This is a genomic window from Bacillus sp. ZY-1-1 (assembly GCF_003047165.1).
Classification (GTDB): domain Bacteria; phylum Bacillota; class Bacilli; order Bacillales; family Bacillaceae; genus Bacillus; species Bacillus velezensis.
The window spans coordinates 403,441-421,540 of sequence record NZ_CP027061.1; the positions used below are offsets into that span (position 1 = coordinate 403,441).

Below are 18,100 nucleotides of genomic sequence, written 5' to 3' on the forward strand. Positions count from 1 at the left end.
TGAAGGCTGAGCGCCGGGTGAAAATCACTGATAAAAATGCCGTATCTATGTGAATATACGCAAAAATAATGAGGAACGCCGTCCTATTTATTTCCCTTTTCATCTCATTTACGATAAATATTGTTCGGCGTTGAACGTAAATCTATTGAAAAGGGGAAGAAGCAATGAAAAAAACACTTTCACTCATAATCATGCTCGGATTGATGCTGACTGCTGCATCTCCTGCTTTTGCTGCCGAGAATGCAAACGAGAAGACATTTTTATTTAAAAACAATATCGCCATTTTGCTTGATGCGAGCGGCAGTATGGCGAAACGGATTGACGGCGTTTCTAAATACAATATGGCAAAAGATGAAATCGTCCGTTTTGCAGATCGAATTAAGTCTACATCACAGGTCAGAATGACGGTTTTCGGTTCGGAAGGCAATAATAAAAACTCCGGAAAAGTTCAATCTTGTGAATCCATTCGCGGTGTATACGGATTCCAAAAGTTTGACAGACAGAGCTTCCTCAACTCTCTGAACGGAATCGGGCCTACGGGCTGGACACCGATTGCAAAAGCATTAGAAGATGCGAAGGCTTCTTTTAACGGCGTTCATAAATTCGGCTTTAAATCCGTTTACCTGTTGACGGACGGTGAGGAGACATGCGGCGGAGATCCTATTAAGACAGCGAAAGAACTTCGCAAACATCATATTAAAGTCAACGTAATCGGCTTTGACTTTAAAGAAGGCTTCAACGGACAGCTTCACGCAATTGCCGGTGCGGGCGGAGGAAAATATTACGAAGCTCACAGCCAAAAGGATATGAACCGCATCTTTACGATGGAAGCGAGTTCATTAGCGAAATAAGAAAAGGTGCCGTTTAGCGGCCCTTTTTTTTATTTTTATTTAACAAAAATTTCAAGAAAAGATGAAGAGAAAACTGTAAAAAGAATCAGATTCCGGACTTATATTACAAAAAGGGCGAAAAAGGCATTAAATCTGTCATCATTTATCCAATCTTTTTAGGATGATGCGCATAATTCTGTTCATTTTTAACGGCGTACAGCCGCTTATACAAAAGGAATCCCGCCCTATATCTTTTTGCATACTCCTCATCTAGCATAGAGAAGAGCCGGGGGCCCATCGGCCAAAAACAAACGGAGAGGAATGAAGGAAATGAAAAAAATGTTCACTGCGGGGATTGTCGGACTTTTGACGCTTTCACTCGGATCACCTGTTTTTGCAGCTGAGAAAAAGCACGAAGAAACAAACGTCGCCGTGCTGTTTGACGCAAGCGGGAGCATGATACAAAAAACAGGGGGAGAGCGTAAAATAGATGTTGCGAAAGAGTCTGTCACTTCTTTTGCGGAAGTTCTTCCTGAAGACACGAATCTGATGCTTCGGGTATTCGGGCATAAGGGCAATAATAAAAACTCAGGCAAAGCCGTATCATGTAACGCGACAGAAACGTTATACGGCCTTCAGCCGTACGCCGTGACTCCATTTGAGCAATCACTCAGCAAGATTAAACCAACCGGCTGGACACCGATAGCGAAAGCGCTTTCTGATACACGTGAAGAATTTGAGCGGGCCGGCGCTAAAGGGAAAAACGTCGTATATCTGATCACAGACGGTGAAGAAACATGCGGCGGGAATCCTCAAGCCGAAATTCAAAAGCTCCGTAAAGCGAATGTCAACACGGTCGTCAATATCATCGGCTTCAACTTCGGCATGAAAGGAAGCGAAAGCCTTGAAAAAGCGGCGGAAGCGGGAGGCGGCACATACGTCTCAGCTGACAGCGCGGACGAGTTCAAACAGGCTTGGGAAGACGCCGCAAAGGATTTAGCAAAAGAATAGGTTAAAAAAGGACGCCCGCGAGGCGTCTTTTTTTGTTTAGAAAACGGAACCGCGGGAATGATACGGATAAAAGGAGATGAACGCTGTTGTTAAAAGGAGCAGGCATTATATTGGTGCTGGCGGCAGTCGTTTTTGTTCTGATAGGGATTTTTCTGAAGCTTGCCGCCTTCATATTCGTCAGTATATTGGCCATTATCGCCGCAGTTATTTTATTCACCATTCTGAGCAGACATCATCGCAATGAAACATAGAGTCCGAAGAGGGCTCTTTTTTTAAACCGCAAATTCGACAAAATACAGGGATTGTGGAAGAATAAAAGAGAAGGATACTGCGGAGGGGAAAACAGTGGATGAAAAAACAACAGCGGTAAGAGACATATACCGCTATGAAAAAGGGGTATTAACAAAGACGGCAGATCGGATGGTTTCAGAGTATCCGCTTACCGTCATGGTGAACGGGCAGGAATTTGTTACGCTCGTCTGCACGCCTGACCATTTAGAGGAACTCGTCATCGGATTTCTCGCATCAGAAGGCGTCATTCGTTTTGAAAAAGAGATCAAAAGCTTTACTATAGATGAAAGTCTCGGGTTCGCATATGTTGAACTGACGAATCCCGGAGTGCTTGAGCAAAAAGACTATACGAAGAGGGTCATCGGTTCATGCTGCGGGAAAGGCCGCCATTTTTACTTTCAGCAGGATGTGAAAACGGCCAAAACCGCCGTCAGCCGGATTACCATAACTCCTGAGACGTGCCTTCGCCTGATGAAGGAGATGCAAAGCGGAAGCGGCACCTTCCGGGAAACGGGCGGCGTCCATAATGCAGCGCTGTGCGATACGGAAAAGCTGCTCTTGATGAGGACGGATATCGGGCGCCACAACGCGCTGGATAAGCTGTACGGCTGCTGTTTGAAAAACGGAATGCCCGTCCGTGACAAGCTGATCGTCTTCAGCGGCCGGATTTCCTCAGAGGTTTTATTAAAAGCCGCAAAAATCGGCGTGTCGTTTGTCATTTCAAAATCGGCGCCGACGGAGCTCGCGCTGCAAATGGCGGAAGAGCTGAACATCACCGCGATCGGTTTTGTCAGAAACGGATCATTTAACGTATACACACATCCTGAACGGGTTGAACAATAGAAAGGGGTCTTGGGCTTATGAATACAGAAACGCGCCGGGTGACAGACAAAAAGGAAAGGCCGCTCAGGGATCTTCGTATCTCTGTAACCGACCGCTGCAACTTCAGATGCACGTACTGTATGCCAGCCGAATTATTCGGACCGGATTATCCATTTTTACAAAAGACGGAATTGCTCTCCTTCGAGGAGCTTGAGCGGCTTGCGAAGCTGTTTGTCGGCCGCTTCGGCGTTGAAAAAATCAGGCTGACAGGCGGAGAGCCGCTCATGAGAAAAGATATGCCTGAATTGATCAAAAAACTTGCGCGCATCCCCGGACTTAAAGATATCGCGATGACGACAAACGGCTCTCTGCTTCCCGTGTATGCGGAAAAACTGAAGCAGGCGGGGCTGCATCGAGTGACAGTCAGCCTCGATTCTTTAGAGAATGAGCGGTTTAAGGCCATTAACGGCCGCGGCGTTTCGGTGAACAAGGTGCTTGAGGGCATTGAGGCGGCAAAAGCGGCCGGACTCGGTGTGAAAATCAATATGGTTGTTCAAAAGGGCGTCAATGAAAAAGATATCCTGCCGATGGCCCGCTATTTTAAAGAAAAGGGTCATATTCTCCGGTTTATTGAATTTATGGATGTAGGCAATACGAATCAATGGAATAAAAAAGACGTGATCACGAAGGCCGAAATTATTGATCTGATCAACCAGCACATGCCGACGGAGCCGATAGAAGCGAATTATAAAGGAGAGGTCGCTTCCAGGTTCCGCTATCTTGACGGTTCCGGCGAAATCGGCGTGATTTCCTCCGTCTCGGATGCATTCTGCGCCTCCTGCAACAGAGCGCGCCTGTCGGCGAGAGGCGAGCTGTTTACGTGCCTGTTTGCCTCAAGCGGCTATGATGTTCGGAAACTCGTGCGCGGCGGTCTGACCGATGATGAATTGACGGAATCCATCGCTTCTGTTTGGAGAAATCGCACGGATCAGTATTCAATTGACCGCGCGCTTTCTAAAACGGATGGAAAAAAGAAGGTGGAAATGTCTTATATAGGCGGATGAAGAAAAGCTTGCCCGGACAAGGGCAGGCTTTTTTATTCACATTATGAGAGCGGTCTGTTCAAAAAATACCGGTAACAGCCGAAATATATGATAGGAATTTTGATGCAGGACAATCAAGTTATGCAATTCCAAAGCCATACAATATGTTAAAATATAACCAATAGAAATTAGAAAAGGTTGTGAAAGGGGCATGACCGCATACGAGATTCCGTCATCTCAAGTTGGAGTCAAGATCAACAAATGGTACAAGCATATTTTAGCGTTTCAAGCGGCTGATGCCATAAAGCTGAAAGAGGAAATTGATGAGGATATACAACGTATGGAGGAAGACCAGCTGCTGCTGTTATATTATCAGCTGATCAGCTACCGCCATCATATTATGCTTGATTACGTCAAGCCGGAATGCACCGAACAATCACAGATTCAGTACAGCGAGCTGCAAAAGACAATCGAAAGCACGGACAGCATATCGGGACTGTCTGAGTATTATTTCCATTTGTTCAGAGGGATGTATGAATTCGATCACAATAACTATGTTGCGGCTATTTCTTTTTACCGGAAAGCGGAAAAACTCCTTTCATTTGTCGAGGATGATATAGAGAGGGCGGAATTCCATTTCAAGATGTCTGAAGTGTTTTACGTCATGAAGCAGACTCATTTTTCCATGAATCACGGGATTCAGGCGCTGGATACGTATATGAAACACGATTTTTACAGAGTGCGGAGAATTCAATGCCATTTCGTCATTTCAGGAAACTACATCGACTGCAAAAACTACGACAAAGCGCTTGAGCATTTAGACGAAGCCCTCCGCCTTTCTTTGCTTGAAGGACAGCCCCGCCTGATCGGGTCTTCGCTTTACAATCTGGGGAATTGTTATGCTGAAAAGCGGGATCTGGATGAAGCGGCCCGGTACTTTAGAAAAGCGGTTCCCGTTTTTGAAGAGCATCAGCTTGAACAGCTTCCGAAGGCGCTGTTCAGCTTAACGCACACCCTTTTCAGGCTGCATGATGACCAAGCGGCCCTTACCTATTATGAAAGAGGGATCATGATCGCGAAAGAACGCGGCGACCGATTCAGTTTAGAGAAGTATAAGTTTTTACAAGCGCTTTATTTGGAGTCACTCAATATGGATTTAATCCATGAAGTGTTTGACTATATGAATGAAAAATCGCTGTATGTGTATATTGAAGATTTCGCCTTGGAGGCCGCCGTTTACACAAGCGCACATGAGCAATATAAAGAAGCGGCGTATTTTTATGAAAAAGCGATTCGCATGAGAGAAAACATTCAAAAAGAACAGTGTTTATACGATATATAATTTTTCTTAACCATCTGATCAGCAGATGGTTATTTTTTTATGCACATCAGGACGTTTGATCATAGAAAAAATCGGAAAAATCGCAAAAGAGGGAAAAAAGTACGATGGGAAGGAGGGATTTGTTGTTCGGATTTAATGATATGATAAAGTTTTTCGTTTCATTTCTCATCATTCTCCCGATGGTGTCTGTCATCCATGTGTCGGGACACAGCTTTATGGCCATGCTGTTCGGAGGCAAGGCGTCGTTGGATATCGGAATGGGGAAACGTCTTTTAAAAGTAGGGCCGATTCAGGTTCGGCGTATCTACTTCATAGATTCTTTCTGCAAGTTCGGCGAATTGCGGATAGATAACCGTCTGACGAGCGCGCTCGTCTATTCCGGAGGCTGTCTGTTTAATCTCGCTTCTATCTTTTTAATAAATCTGCTGATCATAAAAGATTTCCTAGAGCCAAACTTATTTTTTTACCAATTTGTCTATTTTTCAACTTATTATGTTTTCTTTGCTCTTCTGCCCGTGCAATACGGGGATAATAAGCTGTCAGACGGATTGGCCGTTTACAAAGTGATCCGCTACGGGGAACGCTGTGAAATCAATAATTGAGAGTTGAAATGTTTGCTATCAGGCTGAAAGGGAAGAAAACAAGTACACAAAAACAAAAGGAGCTGAAGAGACCATGAGTGAAGATAACGGTTTAAAAGACAAAGTAAAAGGCGGCATGAACAAAATGAAAGGGGAAGCAAAGGACAAAGCAGGCGACATGGCAAACAAGTCCGACTTAAAAGCGGAAGGGAAAAAAGACAAAGCGAAAGGCAGCCTGCAAAAGGGTGTCGGTAAAACGAAAGATAAACTCAGTGATGATTAATTTGATCGTGAAACACAGCAAAAGCCCAAAATATTTTGGGCTTTTTGTTATGAGAAATGACAAAAATTCCAGTTCGTTTGGTTAATATTCACTAAATTTTTAAATATTCTATAAATTCCCCGGCGATTTCTTTATAATATTCACAAAGAATGTAACCTTTCTTCACATTTAATTAAACGTTTGTTGAAGAAAAAAATGAGAAATCGGTCATTTCTGCAAAAGGAATCGGGCAGTTCACTGTCGAATAACTTTTATCACTTAACATTTCATGAGGTGAAGGGGGTGGCGGCCGCCTGCATCGTTTCGGTATGACCATGCGGATTGTGTTTGACTATCACTAAGGGGGAATACAGATGAAACTGACACCGGTTGAACAAGAAAAATTGCTTATTTTTACGGCGGGAGAGCTCGCTAAGCAGCGGAAGGCGCGCGGCGTTCTGCTGAATTATCCCGAAGCCGCCGCATATTTGACCTGTTATCTGATGGAAGGCGCGAGAGACGGAAAAAGCGTTGCTGAGCTGATGGAATCCGGCCGCAATGTATTGACTGAAAAAGACGTTATGGAAGGCGTTGCGGAAATGCTGGACAGCATTCAGGTGGAAGCGACGTTCCCGGACGGGGTTAAGCTTGTCACCGTTCATCAGCCGATCAAAGCGGAGGTGAAGTCATGAAGCCGGGAGCGATTCAAGTCGCAAAGGGGACCATCACCATTAACGAAGGCCGGAAGACGCTGGAGGTGTCAGTCACCAATAACGGAACGCGGTCAGTGCAGGTCGGATCGCATTTTCATTTTGCCGAAGCCAACGGCGCCCTTTCCTTCAATCGGGACAAAGCCATCGGCATGCGCCTTGATATCCCGTCAGGCACATCTGTCCGTTTTGAACCGGGAGAAGAGAAAACCGTCACGCTCGTGGAAATCGGAGGGCGAAAAACGGTCAGAGGTCTCAACGGCATGGCCGATACGTACATGGATGAGCGGGGAAAAGAGAAGACGCTGTCAAATCTTAAAAAAGCCGGATGGATGGAGGAGGCGATCCGATGAAAATGTCGCGTGAGCAATACGCAGAACTGTTCGGACCGACAACGGGAGACAAAGTCAGACTCGGAGATACGGATTTATGGATTGAAGTCGAAAAAGATTTCACGAATTACGGGGAAGAAATGATTTTCGGCGGAGGGAAAACAATCCGGGACGGCATGGGGCAGAACGGGCGTATCACCGGGAAAGACGGAGCGCTTGATCTGGTCATTACAAACGCCGTCATCCTCGATTATATCGGAATCGTCAAGGCGGATATCGGGGTGAAGGACGGCCGGATTGTCGGCGTCGGGAAAAGCGGCAACCCTGATATGATGGATGGGGTGGACCCGCACATGATTATCGGTGCCGGAACAGAAGTCATTTCCGGCGAAGGGAAAATCGTAACGGCCGGCGGGGTGGATACGCATATCCACTTTATCTGCCCGCAGCAGATGGAAGTCGCGCTTTCTTCAGGCGTGACTACGCTTCTCGGCGGCGGAACAGGTCCTGCGACGGGAAGTAAAGCGACGACTTGTACATCCGGTGCATGGTACATGTCGAGAATGCTGGAAGCGGCCGAGGAGTTTCCGATCAATGTCGGTTTCTTAGGAAAAGGAAATGCATCCGATAAAGCGCCGCTGATCGAGCAGGTGGAAGCAGGCGCAATCGGCCTGAAGCTGCATGAAGATTGGGGATCAACGCCAAGCGCCATTAAAGCTTGCATGGAAGCAGCGGATGAGGCGGACATTCAGGTGGCGATCCACACAGACACGATAAATGAAGCGGGCTTTTTAGAAAATACGCTTGATGCGATCGGCGACCGGGTTATCCATACATATCACATAGAGGGAGCCGGCGGAGGCCATGCACCGGATATTATGAAACTCGCATCTTACGCCAATATCCTGCCGTCCTCTACGACGCCGACGATTCCATATACCGTCAACACGATGGACGAGCATCTTGATATGATGATGGTCTGCCATCATTTAGATTCAAAAGTGCCTGAAGACGTGGCGTTCAGTCATTCACGCATCAGAGCGGCCACCATTGCGGCGGAGGATATTCTGCACGATATCGGCGCGATCAGCATGACGTCATCTGACTCGCAGGCGATGGGCAGGGTGGGAGAAGTGATTATCCGGACATGGCAGGTGGCCGATAAAATGAAAAAACAGCGCGGCGCTCTATCGGGAGAAAACGGCAATGACAATGTGCGCGCCAAACGCTATATCGCCAAATACACGATCAACCCGGCTGTCACTCACGGTCTGAGCCATGAAGTCGGTTCCGTTGAAAAAGGAAAGCTCGCCGACCTCGTACTATGGGACCCGGTTTTCTTCGGCGTCAAACCTGAACTTGTGCTCAAAGGCGGCATGATTGCCCGCGCCCAGATGGGAGATCCGAATGCTTCCATTCCGACGCCTGAGCCCGTGTTTATGCGGCAGATGTACGCATCATACGGTAAAGCAAACCGCAACACCTCTATTACATTTATGTCCCAGGCCGGTATCGCAAACGGTGTGCCGGAAAAGCTCGGCCTTGAAAAAATGATTTCTCCCGTACGGAATATCCGTAAGCTGAGTAAGCTCGACATGAAGCTGAATGACGCGATGCCGAATATACATGTCGATCCGAAAACCTATCAGGTATTCGCCGACGGAGAAGAGCTGGCATGCCAGCCCGTCAGCTATGTTCCGCTAGGACAGCGTTATTTCTTATTTTAATCCCTCTCCGGCCGGTTTCCCGCCGGCCTGTTTACCCTCTATTGCCAACTTGATTTCATCCTGCCGCCCGTTTTAGTGTATATTAGTAGTTGACAAACAAATGAAATGTAACTATTTTGGTTACAATGGTGGTGAAAAACATGATTAACAGCCGTCTTGCTGTGGCCATTCACATTTTATCGCTGATCTCAAAGGATGAACGGGCGTCATCGGACATGATTGCGGGCAGCGTAAACACCAATCCCGTCGTAGTGCGGAGAACGATCAGCCAGCTGAAAAAAGCGGGTATTCTGACATCCCGGGCGGGTGTTCCGGGAGCCAGCCTGAAAAAAGATCCGTCGGAGATCACCCTCTTAGAGGTTTACAGGGCGGTGCAGAATAAGGAAGAGCTTTTTGCGGTTCACGACAATCCGAATCCCGACTGTCCGGTCGGCAAAAATATTCAGCGCGCGCTCGATGAGACGTTCGGAAGCGTACAGCGGGCAATGGAGAATGAACTTGCGAGCAAGTCCCTTTATGATGTAATGAATCATCTCTTTTGTTAAAAAGAGATGGGTTCATGCCGCTAGACGTGTAACGGAAATGGTTACAATGGGTAATGAGGAAATCACGGTTTTGGCTCCATATTCAGACAAGCCTGGATGCGGGATTGCGATCTGTTTAATGAAGAAAACCTCCGAAACTAAAGGAGGTGGTAACCGGGATATTTTTATTTTGCTTAAGGCTTATGTGAAGGTGTCTGTTGGAAGCGGGTTACCAAAAAAAGACGGAACTCTTATTTTAATACGCGCTAAAAAAACTGATGGAGAATATCCTGCCTCCGGTAATGCCAAAACCGTTCGCCTCTTCACAATCATTATAAAATTTCTCAAGGAACGATCAGCAGCCCGTTAGCTGCCCCTCATTAGAGATGAGCTGTTACCACACTGTTACATTAGAACTTCCGCTGCTTTTATATCCTTCTGTCGCTAAGACTTGATAAGCCCAATTACTGCCCAGATTCATTCCATGGCTCTTCCATGCGTTAACATGATTGCTGAAAGTGATTGCAGCGTTGCTTCCGGTCGGTCTCTTCGACTGGCGGACACTCCAGTACTGCGTAAAAGTAGTGTTATCGCCATCAATGGAAGGTGCGTTATAACGTGTCGTTGTATATATGTCATATGTACCTCCATCACTCTTTACAGTACCTTTATACGTTCCGGTAGGTCTGTAAGTACCCCATGAATCCACCACATAATATTCGATGAGGGGCGATCTCGTCCAGCCATATAAAGTCAAATATCCATTGCCGTTCGGCGCCCAAACTCCGGCATTATAGTTTATTGTTCTAAATGGCGAGCCTGTAGTCCAGCCTTTACCAACAACGAAATTCCCGGTATTTGACCAATTAACACTGTAATTTCCGCCAGAGCCATTGACTGCGTTTACTGTCCCGCCCCCGTCAGTCCAATTTTGCCAGTAATCTGTGCCAGCTGCAGAGGCGGTTGCCGAAAACATGCTGATACTCATGAAAGCTGCCGTTAATCCCACTAAGAATTTCTTTTTAAACTTAAACATATGTTACCTCCTATACTATTTTTTCTGACTTTGACATGAGGCAGCACTCGTAAATATTTAACGAACGCCAACGCTTTTGATCGTTCCTTTCAATATAATAGCATGAATACATGGGTGAATATTAAGAACAATTGTAATTTAATTACAAAGACCCAAAAAATTGTATGATGAGTGGTCTTGTACCGCCATAGCCTTATTTCGCAGAACTGAGTGATTTCAGTTGAAACTCTGAGGAAACGTTTCATCTGAAAAGACATTTTCGATTTGATGGGGACACATGGGCCGAAGCCGGAATGTCCGAAAGAATATCTGCAGACAGCGCTTCAGCAGGCGAGAATTTACAAGACCTTGAGAGCACGGAGTCCATGACCCGAACGGAAAGCGCGCTGGAGCATACAGCGTCAATGCTGTTCGCCGCCGTATTGGCAAATCCAAAGCAGAAAAACTTTACCGTTGTCGGAGAAGCGGAATAAGAAAAAATCCCGGGCGGATGCGCCGGGATTTTCCTTTTTAATATGTATTGGCATCAATATTATTAAACGCGTCGTCCACGATGCCGAGCGTCATGAGGACAATGAATAGAACGATACCGAGTACGGACAAGCCGACCGTCACGATCAGATAGATCCCCTGCATTTTCACGAACTTTGCATAATTCTCCAGCATATGTTCCTCTGTCAGTTCATTGAACTGCGCCGCCATCTGTCCCGCTTCATTTGCCGAGCGCATCAGAAAAATGCCGGCAATGATCTGCAGAACGCCGGGAATGGCTCCGATTAAAAAGAAAAACGCGCCCGAAAGCGCCGCAAACGCGCCTATAATAATAAACAAAATACCTGTCGCTTTTCCCCATTTCGAAATAGAAATAAGCGAACGATTCACTGATTCAGGTTTCAAACCATGGCACTCCTTTACAAAAAAATACTCACTTTTCATTTATACACTATTCGGTCATTCTTTTGAATATAAAATGTGTTTTTTCAAGCCGTGTCCGTTTTTATATCAGAAAATTCCCGGGAAACATCCCGGGAATTACAAAATCGGCGACAGAAGTCTTGAAATCGATTCTTTAATGCGGATCCGCAGCGAACGCTCCTGATATTCTTCATACGTATATTTTCTGGAGACGAGCAGATCTTCTTTAAATGAGGAAATGAGTTTTTTCGCGATGGTGACGTCATAAATAAAGGCGTTGACTTCAAAATTAAGTCTGAAGCTTCTGACGTCGATATTCGCCGTACCGACTGAAGCCGTCTCATCATCGACGACAATCGTTTTTGCATGAATAAAGCCGTTATCGTAAATGTAGACTGAGGCTCCGGCTTTCAAAAGATCGCCGATGTAAGATAAAGTCGCCCAGTAAACGAAAGCGTGATCCGGCTTGTTCGGAATCATGATTTTGACGTCAATGCCTGACAGACAGGCGATCCTGAGGGCATCCAAAAGACTTGAGTCAGGAATAAAGTAAGGCGTCTGAATCAGGATCGACCGTTTGGCCGTTGAGATCATCTTGATATAGCCGTTTTTAATTTGTTCCCATTCTGAATCCGGTCCGCTCGTGACAATCTGCATCCCGACATTGCCCTTCGGCTCGCATTCCGGAAAATGATTCGGAACGTAAGTGAGCGTATGGTGATGGGAAGCTTGGTTCCAATCGAGAATAAACCGTGTCTGAATGGCGTGTACCGCCGTGCCTTGAAGTCTGAGGTGCGTATCGCGCCAGTAGCCGAATTTCGGATTCAGGCCGAGATATTCATCTCCGACGTTAAAGCCGCCGACATAGCCGGTTTCGCCGTCAATGATGACGAGCTTGCGGTGATTCCGATAATTGAGCCGCAAATTAATCGGACGAAGCCTGGAAGGAAAAAAGACTTCCACATGGCCGCCGGCGTCCCGCAGCGGTTTGAAGAATTTTTTTCTGAGTGATCTTGAACCGAGTTCATCATATAACACTCTGACCTTTACGCCTTCCCGTGCTTTTTTCACTAAGGCATCGCGCAATTTTTTTCCCAGTTCATCACCTTTATAAATATAGTATTGAAGGTGAATGTGATCTTTTGCGTTGGAAATGTCCTTCATTAAGCGTTTGAACTTATCGCGCCCGTCCGTTAAAATCTCCACCGAATTATCCTCTGTAAAGACTGCGTGGTTGTTCATGACAAGCATATAGATGAGGTCTTTATTATCCACAGTCGCCCTGTTGTTAAATTGGAATTGCCTCGACTTCAGATCTTTCAGCTGAAACTTCAGCAGCTTTTCTATTCCGATTTTTTTACGGTCTTCCCATTGAAACAGGTGCTTGCGTCTCAGGTTATGGCCGAATAACAGGTATAAAATAAACCCTAAAATGGGAATAAAAAAAAGAACCAAGAGCCAAGCCCATGAAGCGCTGGCATCGCGTCTTTCTTTGAAAATCATGATGACGGCCAAAAGTATATTTAAAACGAAAAAAAATCCGAATAAAATAAATGAAATGCTCACTTTGCAACCCCGCTATATCATATTTATCAAGACTGTGCCCATTAGTATTCCGACAAGTGCAGCAATCTGATTCCCATTTCAAATTATAACATTGACATTTTGAAAGAATAAAGAGCCGGAATCAAAGATGAATGCAGTTTTCTTTCAAAGAAAGTTCCGGGTGCGGTAAAATATGCATATATGAAAAAGAAGACAAAAATGACAGCAAAGGGGAGAGGGCATGAAGCTGGAGCATGCGGAACAATTGCCGAGATTCATAAAAAAAGAAATTCAGAAAATACAAATCGCCATCGCGCCGCTGATGAAAAAAAGCATCATTTACCGTTTTCTTGCTTTCCCGCTCGCCGCTTTTAGTCTGTTTCATCTGGCATCGCTTTTGATTCAGGCCCCTTCCGGGAGAGGAGCTCTCGTATCGGCCGGCATTTTTGCCCTCCTTGCGGCTTTGGGTCTTGCGTTTTTTAATGAAGCCGGCTATCAGCGGAAACAGGTGCAAAAAACGATCCGCCTTTATATGCTGAACAGGATCAGAAAAAGCGATATTCTGTCCGAGGAACGGAAAAGCGCCTATACCCGGCTGATTGCCGAGGAGCCGTCTGCGATGAAGAGCTTTATTGAATTTTTAACGGAAGAAGACCGGAAAAAAGAAATGCTGTATTAAAAAAGAGCTGACGCGCGATCAGCTCTTTTTGTCATTCAAATACAGGATCGTTCTCATAGTAATATGAATCAGGCGTGTCATACGTATCAGTGCTGTAATAAGCCATAATTCCGATGACAGCGAAGATGACGACTAAAATAAAAGCGAGAATGCCCAGTACCACACTGGATGCCGCGTAAAAAAACTGCATTTTGATAAATGACGCGTAATGTGCAAGCATATTTTCTTCCGCGTTTTCTTCTAGCCCTTCCTGAAGGGCGGCAGCCGCTTTTGCCGAGCGCATCAGCATGACGCCGGAAATGATGAGCAGAACACCCGGAATGGCTCCGAGCAGCGTCACAATGGCTGACAGAGCGGAAAGAGAACCTGTGATGATCAGAAACACGGCGGTGATCTTTCCCCATTTGGCGATGTCGGCAAGGGAACGGGCTTTTTTATTGAGCGGCTGGTTTTCGTCTTTGTCTTTATCGATGGTGATCATGACAGTTCTCTCCCTAAAATGTTCAAGTCATATCGTTTTCCGTCCATTTCGGCGATACCCGGGAATACGCCCCATTCGGTAAAACCGAATTTTTCAAACAGCTTAATGCTCGGCACATTATGTCCGAAGATAAAAGCCATCAGGCTGCGGATGCCGATTGTCGGAGCGAGTGCCAGGGCTTCTTTCAGCAGAAAGCTTCCTGCTCCTTTGCCGCGGCAATCCTGATGCAGATAGATGCTGATCTCCGCCGTTTTGTCATAGGCCGGACGGCCGTAAAACGTTTCAAAGCTGATCCAGGCCGCCACTTTGCCGGTTTCATCTTCCGCGACCATCAGCGGGCGCCGGTCCGTGTGCCGCAAAAACCAATCCATCCGGTCTGCGGGCGTCACTTCTTCCGTATCAGCCGTTACCATTCGTGAGGCAATCGTCGAGTTGTATATGGCCACCACCGCATCTAAATCCTCCAATACGGCTTTGCGCAGGGTTAAATTCATATTCCGGGATCTCCCTTCACATTTCATTACATAATTAAGTGCAATCCGCACATACTACTTCCAAAAAAGTTTTTTATGGATGTGTATATATTTTCAGAAAAGTGTTCAGAATGTTGCTGAGGTGATGAACAAATGAGAGAGGAAGAAAAGAAAACTTCTCAAGTCAAAAAACTTCAGCGGTTTTTTCGCAAACGCTGGATATTCCCTGCAATCTACTTAGTCAGTGCGGCCGTCATTTTAACAGCTGTCCTTTGGTATCAATCCGTTTCGAATGATGTGAAGGACAATCTGACGAACAACGGCGGAAACTCCGCGTATGACAGCGGCAAAGACGATGCCGTCGAAGTAGGCAAGTCAATGGAAAACGTCGCAATGCCGGCTGCTCATTCTGAAAATGTTTCTGTTGTGAAAAAGTTTTACGAATCTGATGCCGCAAAAAAAGAGAAAGAAGCAGCACTTGTTAACTATAATAACACGTACAGCCTCAGTAAAGGAATTGACTTAGCTGAGAAAGACGGAAAATCATTTGATGTTTCTGCTTCTCTGAGCGGTACGGTTGTTAAAGCTGCTAAAGACCCGGTACTGGGGTATGTGGTTGAAATTGAACACTCAGACGGCCTGTCTACTGTCTATCAGTCTTTATCTGAAGTCAGCGTGGATCAGGGCGACAAAGTAAAGCAGAACCAGGTCATCGGTAAATCCGGAAAAAATCTTTACAGTGAAGAAAGCGGAAATCACGTGCACTTTGAAATCCGCAAGGACGGCGTAGCGATGAACCCGCTCAATTTTATGGACAAGCCGGTAACATCTATTGAAAAAGCGGCGGCTGAAGAGAAAAACGCTGTGACAGAAGAAACGGAAGGGTCAATTCAGCAGTCTTCCGAGAAAAAAGATGTGACGCCTAAAAAAGAAACCGAAGAAAAACCAGGTGACAAAGAAGACGGCACAAAAGACAAGACAGATGGTAAAGATGACGGCTCAATGAAAGATTCGGGCAAGTAATCTTGATCCCAAAGCGTCTATCAGCTCTGATAGGCGCTTTTCATATTGCTGCATGTGCCTTTATACTAATAGAAAACGAAGGAGATGCTGAATGAATAAATGTCTGGCGGCCGGGTGGCTCGTCTTTGTTTTCGTTTCTGCTTTGACTGAAAGCTTTCACGATATGATTGTGTCGCAGACGGTGTCCTTCCGTTTCACGTCCCATCCGGATGTGTCCGGTTTCTTTGTGTTCGATATGGCGGAGCTCGCCATACCGGAAGCGGCGATTCAAAAGCTCGGGCACGCGTTTTCATTTTTTGTGCTCGCCTATTTGTTTTTCAGGGAGCGCAGGCGCATGAAGAGGGCGGTGCTGTATGCATTGGCCGCCGCTTTCCTGACAGAAATCGTCCAGCTCTTTTTCGGCAGAAACGGATGCCTCCGCGATGTGCTGATTGACAGTCTCGGCATTGCCGCATTCTGTGCTTTACAAAGGAAAAAGCATACAGCCAAACATACAAAAACCGGCAGTCTGTGACAGACGCCGGCTTTTTTTATATATTATGGTTTGTCGATTTGCTTTTATGAACGATACTTTCATAGATTCGCACGATCAGATCGACAATCGGACGAAGTACATTTGAAAATCTGAACAGCAGGAATCCGACAATGAGGGAAACGATAATGCTTCCGAGCACATCGATCGGATAATGATGGCCGACCCAAATTCTTGAGAAGCCGGTCAAAAGGCCGAAAATCACAAGCGGCCAGCCGAGTTTTTTGTTGCGGAACAGAATCGCAATTGAAATCGCCAAAGCGCCTGTCGTATGGTCACTCGGGAATGAAGCATCCGCGGCATGAGGGATCAGCGTATGAACCGTATGCTCGACAAAGGGGCGCGGCTCGACATAGACTTTCGTGATGAGGAAGTTGATGATAAGCGCCGCAACACCCGTGAAGCCCGCGTACAGGGCGTTTTGTCTGCCTTTTGTGCTTCCGAACAGCCACATGGCAAGCAGGAAAAGGGCGTAGGCGTAAATGGCGTATTCCGTTATAAATACCATGATAGAGTCGAGAATGGCACTATGGTGCGACAAACCATTGATCGCTTTAAATAGTTCGTAATTCACAAATATCACCTTTTATCTTTATTTTATATGAACAGTGTAATGCTTTTTTCTATGAGACACAATTGGTATTAAAAATAATCATAAAAAAGTAAACAGAATGAAACGTGACTGTATTACTGTGCGTCAAGTATGCGGGAAAAGAATAGCCGAAGGAGTTTTGTCCGTTGCTGAAACGTTTGAAAAACGCCGATCTGCCGCTTGTGTTTGTCATTATGCTGCTTTGCGGATTCGGCTTGTTAATGGTGTACAGCGCCAGTGATGTGATGGGGTCTCAGCGGTACGGAGATCCATCCTATTTCTTCCATAAACAAAGTGCCTCTTTACTGATAGGATTATGCTTATTTCTATTTGCCGCCTGTCTGCCGTATAAGCGGTATGCGCGGCTTGTACCGCTGTTTGTGGTCGGTTCGCTGGTATTGCTGCTGCTCGTATTGATACCGGGAATCGGGCTGGAGCGGAATTTTTCCCGCAGGTGGCTGGGAGCGGGCCCGCTTGTCGTACAGCCGTCTGAATTGGCGAAGATCGCCATGATTTTGTATTTCGCTTCGATTTATACGAAAAAGCAGCCGTACATTCATCAATTTGTGAAAGGGGTTCTGCCGCCTTTAGTAATTTTGGGGACCGCTTTTCTGCTGACTTTGGCGGAGCCTGATTTAGGGACGGCTTCCTTAATCCTGGCGGCGTGCGGGTCGATTTTATTATGTGCCGGCTTGAAAAAGCGCCATCTGTTCGTGCTCGGCGCGACGGCGGTGTCGGGGGTTGTTTATCTCGCCTTTTCTGCATCCTATCGTGTGAAGCGCCTCGTTTCCTTTACCAATCCGTTTGGTGACGCGAACGGGGACGGCTATCAGCTGATTCAATCCTATTTTGCTATTTCCGGAGGCGGGTTTTTCGGAAGAGGGCTTGGAAACAGTGTTGAAAAAATGAACTATCTGCCTGAGGCGCATACCGATTTCATTATGGCCGTGATCAGTGAAGAGCTGGGGATATTCGGTGTTCTGATCGTTTTGGGATTATATTTTGCGTTAATGCTTCTCGGCGTAAAAACGGCCGTGCGGGCTGAGGACCCGTTCGGGAAGCTTCTTGCCATCGGAATTACGTTTCAATTAATGTTTCAGGTTGTCTTGAATTTGGGAGCGATGAGCGGACTCCTCCCGGTTACGGGTGTGCCGCTTCCGTTTATCAGCTATGGCGGTTCTTCATTGATTATGACGCTGTTTTTGTGCGGCATACTGGTCAATATCAGTACATATGCGAAAAAACAAACCGTACGGCATAAGCGTCCTGCCCCGCATGAAAAAAAGGCTTCTTCTTTTTAATGAAGCGAGAAAAAACGCCCGGGATATTTCTGTCTCCGGGCGTTCTGT

24 protein-coding genes are annotated in these 18,100 nt (G+C 46.2%); 18 read left to right on the plus strand and 6 right to left on the minus strand.

The genetic code is table 11. From position 1 onward, the window contains the following. The first annotated feature begins 164 nt into the window (after positions 1 to 164). The 13 genes from C5I45_RS02085 to C5I45_RS19845 all read left to right on the plus strand — a co-directional run bounded on the left by C5I45_RS02085 (position 165) and on the right by C5I45_RS19845 (position 9,845). A complete protein-coding gene (locus C5I45_RS02085) occupies positions 165 to 851 on the plus strand; it encodes a VWA domain-containing protein (RefSeq protein WP_003151188.1) in 687 nt (228 codons plus the stop codon). A gap of 309 nt (positions 852 to 1,160) precedes the next feature. Next, a complete protein-coding gene (locus C5I45_RS02090; RefSeq protein ID WP_015387578.1) occupies positions 1,161 to 1,841 on the plus strand; it encodes a VWA domain-containing protein in 681 nt (226 codons plus the stop codon). 86 nt (positions 1,842 to 1,927) lie between these two features. Continuing rightward, on the plus strand, positions 1,928 to 2,092 hold the full coding sequence (locus C5I45_RS19715) for a hypothetical protein (protein ID WP_003151191.1): 165 nt from the start codon (positions 1,928 to 1,930) through the stop codon (positions 2,090 to 2,092). A 94-nt stretch (positions 2,093 to 2,186) separates the two neighbouring features. Next, positions 2,187 to 2,975 carry a formate dehydrogenase accessory sulfurtransferase FdhD gene (gene fdhD, locus C5I45_RS02095; protein ID WP_025853589.1) on the plus strand — a complete coding sequence of 263 codons (789 nt, stop codon included), beginning with the start codon at positions 2,187 to 2,189 and terminating at the stop codon, positions 2,973 to 2,975. Positions 2,976 to 2,992: 17 nt separating this feature from the next. Next, positions 2,993 to 4,018, plus strand: coding sequence for a GTP 3',8-cyclase MoaA (gene moaA / locus C5I45_RS02100; RefSeq protein ID WP_015387579.1), 1,026 nt, complete (start codon positions 2,993 to 2,995; stop codon positions 4,016 to 4,018). 190 nt (positions 4,019 to 4,208) lie between these two features. Then, a complete protein-coding gene (locus tag C5I45_RS02105) occupies positions 4,209 to 5,339 on the plus strand; it encodes a response regulator aspartate phosphatase (RefSeq protein ID WP_003151195.1) in 1,131 nt (376 codons plus the stop codon). 122 nt (positions 5,340 to 5,461) lie between these two features. Then, positions 5,462 to 5,941: a hypothetical protein gene (locus tag C5I45_RS02110; RefSeq protein WP_003151196.1), complete on the plus strand. Its 480-nt coding sequence runs from the start codon at positions 5,462 to 5,464 to the stop codon at positions 5,939 to 5,941. A 73-nt stretch (positions 5,942 to 6,014) separates the two neighbouring features. Beyond that, the gene (locus C5I45_RS02115) at positions 6,015 to 6,203 is read left to right on the plus strand and encodes a CsbD family protein (protein ID WP_003151197.1); all 189 of its coding nucleotides are present in this window, start codon (positions 6,015 to 6,017) and stop codon (positions 6,201 to 6,203) included. A gap of 353 nt (positions 6,204 to 6,556) precedes the next feature. Beyond that, a complete protein-coding gene (gene ureA / locus C5I45_RS02120; protein WP_003151198.1) occupies positions 6,557 to 6,874 on the plus strand; it encodes an urease subunit gamma in 318 nt (105 codons plus the stop codon). After that, positions 6,871 to 7,245, plus strand: a complete 375-nt coding sequence (gene ureB, locus C5I45_RS02125; protein ID WP_003151199.1) for an urease subunit beta — start codon at positions 6,871 to 6,873, stop codon at positions 7,243 to 7,245. The genes ureA and ureB overlap by 4 nt, the downstream gene beginning before the upstream one ends. After that, the gene (gene ureC / locus C5I45_RS02130; RefSeq protein WP_043867501.1) at positions 7,242 to 8,951 is read left to right on the plus strand and encodes an urease subunit alpha; all 1,710 of its coding nucleotides are present in this window, start codon (positions 7,242 to 7,244) and stop codon (positions 8,949 to 8,951) included. The genes ureB and ureC overlap by 4 nt, the downstream gene beginning before the upstream one ends. Before the next feature lie 140 nt (positions 8,952 to 9,091). Next, positions 9,092 to 9,496 (plus strand): Rrf2 family transcriptional regulator, encoded by a 405-nt coding sequence (locus tag C5I45_RS02135; RefSeq protein ID WP_015387581.1) that lies wholly within the window; start codon positions 9,092 to 9,094, stop codon positions 9,494 to 9,496. Positions 9,497 to 9,542: 46 nt separating this feature from the next. Further along, entirely contained in the window at positions 9,543 to 9,845 is a 303-nt protein-coding gene (locus tag C5I45_RS19845; RefSeq protein WP_234415024.1) for a hypothetical protein, read from the plus strand. Between the two features lie 24 nt (positions 9,846 to 9,869). Here the strand turns inward: C5I45_RS19845 and xynA are convergent, their stop codons facing one another. Then, the gene (xynA, locus tag C5I45_RS02145) at positions 9,870 to 10,511 is read right to left on the minus strand and encodes an endo-1,4-beta-xylanase XynA (protein WP_003151206.1); all 642 of its coding nucleotides are present in this window, start codon (positions 10,509 to 10,511) and stop codon (positions 9,870 to 9,872) included. Positions 10,512 to 10,804: 293 nt separating this feature from the next. On the opposite strand from xynA, the gene C5I45_RS02150 reads away from it, so the two are divergent. After that, positions 10,805 to 10,984 carry a hypothetical protein gene (locus C5I45_RS02150; protein WP_014305995.1) on the plus strand — a complete coding sequence of 60 codons (180 nt, stop codon included), beginning with the start codon at positions 10,805 to 10,807 and terminating at the stop codon, positions 10,982 to 10,984. Positions 10,985 to 11,021: 37 nt separating this feature from the next. Here C5I45_RS02150 and C5I45_RS02155 read toward each other — a convergent pair whose 3' ends face one another. Together C5I45_RS02155 and cls are read right to left on the minus strand one after the other, a co-directional pair. Next, positions 11,022 to 11,408, minus strand: a complete 387-nt coding sequence (locus C5I45_RS02155) for a DUF5362 family protein (RefSeq protein WP_003151208.1) — start codon at positions 11,406 to 11,408, stop codon at positions 11,022 to 11,024. Positions 11,409 to 11,543: 135 nt separating this feature from the next. Beyond that, positions 11,544 to 12,992 carry a cardiolipin synthase gene (gene cls / locus C5I45_RS02160; RefSeq protein ID WP_003151210.1) on the minus strand — a complete coding sequence of 483 codons (1,449 nt, stop codon included), beginning with the start codon at positions 12,990 to 12,992 and terminating at the stop codon, positions 11,544 to 11,546. A gap of 220 nt (positions 12,993 to 13,212) precedes the next feature. Here cls and C5I45_RS02165 point away from each other — a divergent pair, with 220 nt between their 5' ends. Continuing rightward, a complete protein-coding gene (locus tag C5I45_RS02165) occupies positions 13,213 to 13,650 on the plus strand; it encodes a DUF5392 family protein (protein WP_107994201.1) in 438 nt (145 codons plus the stop codon). Between the two features lie 31 nt (positions 13,651 to 13,681). Here C5I45_RS02165 and C5I45_RS02170 read toward each other — a convergent pair whose 3' ends face one another. Beyond that, on the minus strand, positions 13,682 to 14,131 hold the full coding sequence (locus C5I45_RS02170) for a DUF5362 family protein (protein WP_003151216.1): 450 nt from the start codon (positions 14,129 to 14,131) through the stop codon (positions 13,682 to 13,684). Then, positions 14,128 to 14,625 carry a GNAT family N-acetyltransferase gene (locus tag C5I45_RS02175; protein WP_003151217.1) on the minus strand — a complete coding sequence of 166 codons (498 nt, stop codon included), beginning with the start codon at positions 14,623 to 14,625 and terminating at the stop codon, positions 14,128 to 14,130. The genes C5I45_RS02170 and C5I45_RS02175 overlap by 4 nt, the downstream gene beginning before the upstream one ends. A gap of 132 nt (positions 14,626 to 14,757) precedes the next feature. Between C5I45_RS02175 and C5I45_RS02180 the strand changes: the two genes are divergently transcribed. Beyond that, positions 14,758 to 15,627: a stage II sporulation protein SpoIIQ gene (locus tag C5I45_RS02180; RefSeq protein WP_017418752.1), complete on the plus strand. Its 870-nt coding sequence runs from the start codon at positions 14,758 to 14,760 to the stop codon at positions 15,625 to 15,627. A gap of 91 nt (positions 15,628 to 15,718) precedes the next feature. Further along, positions 15,719 to 16,141, plus strand: coding sequence for a VanZ family protein (locus tag C5I45_RS02185; protein WP_014305992.1), 423 nt, complete (start codon positions 15,719 to 15,721; stop codon positions 16,139 to 16,141). 16 nt (positions 16,142 to 16,157) lie between these two features. Here the strand turns inward: C5I45_RS02185 and C5I45_RS02190 are convergent, their stop codons facing one another. Beyond that, positions 16,158 to 16,733 carry an undecaprenyl-diphosphatase gene (locus tag C5I45_RS02190; protein WP_025853586.1) on the minus strand — a complete coding sequence of 192 codons (576 nt, stop codon included), beginning with the start codon at positions 16,731 to 16,733 and terminating at the stop codon, positions 16,158 to 16,160. Positions 16,734 to 16,897: 164 nt separating this feature from the next. Between C5I45_RS02190 and ftsW the strand changes: the two genes are divergently transcribed. Beyond that, positions 16,898 to 18,052 carry a putative lipid II flippase FtsW gene (gene ftsW / locus C5I45_RS02195; RefSeq protein WP_107994202.1) on the plus strand — a complete coding sequence of 385 codons (1,155 nt, stop codon included), beginning with the start codon at positions 16,898 to 16,900 and terminating at the stop codon, positions 18,050 to 18,052. The last annotated feature ends 48 nt before the right edge of the window (positions 18,053 to 18,100 follow it).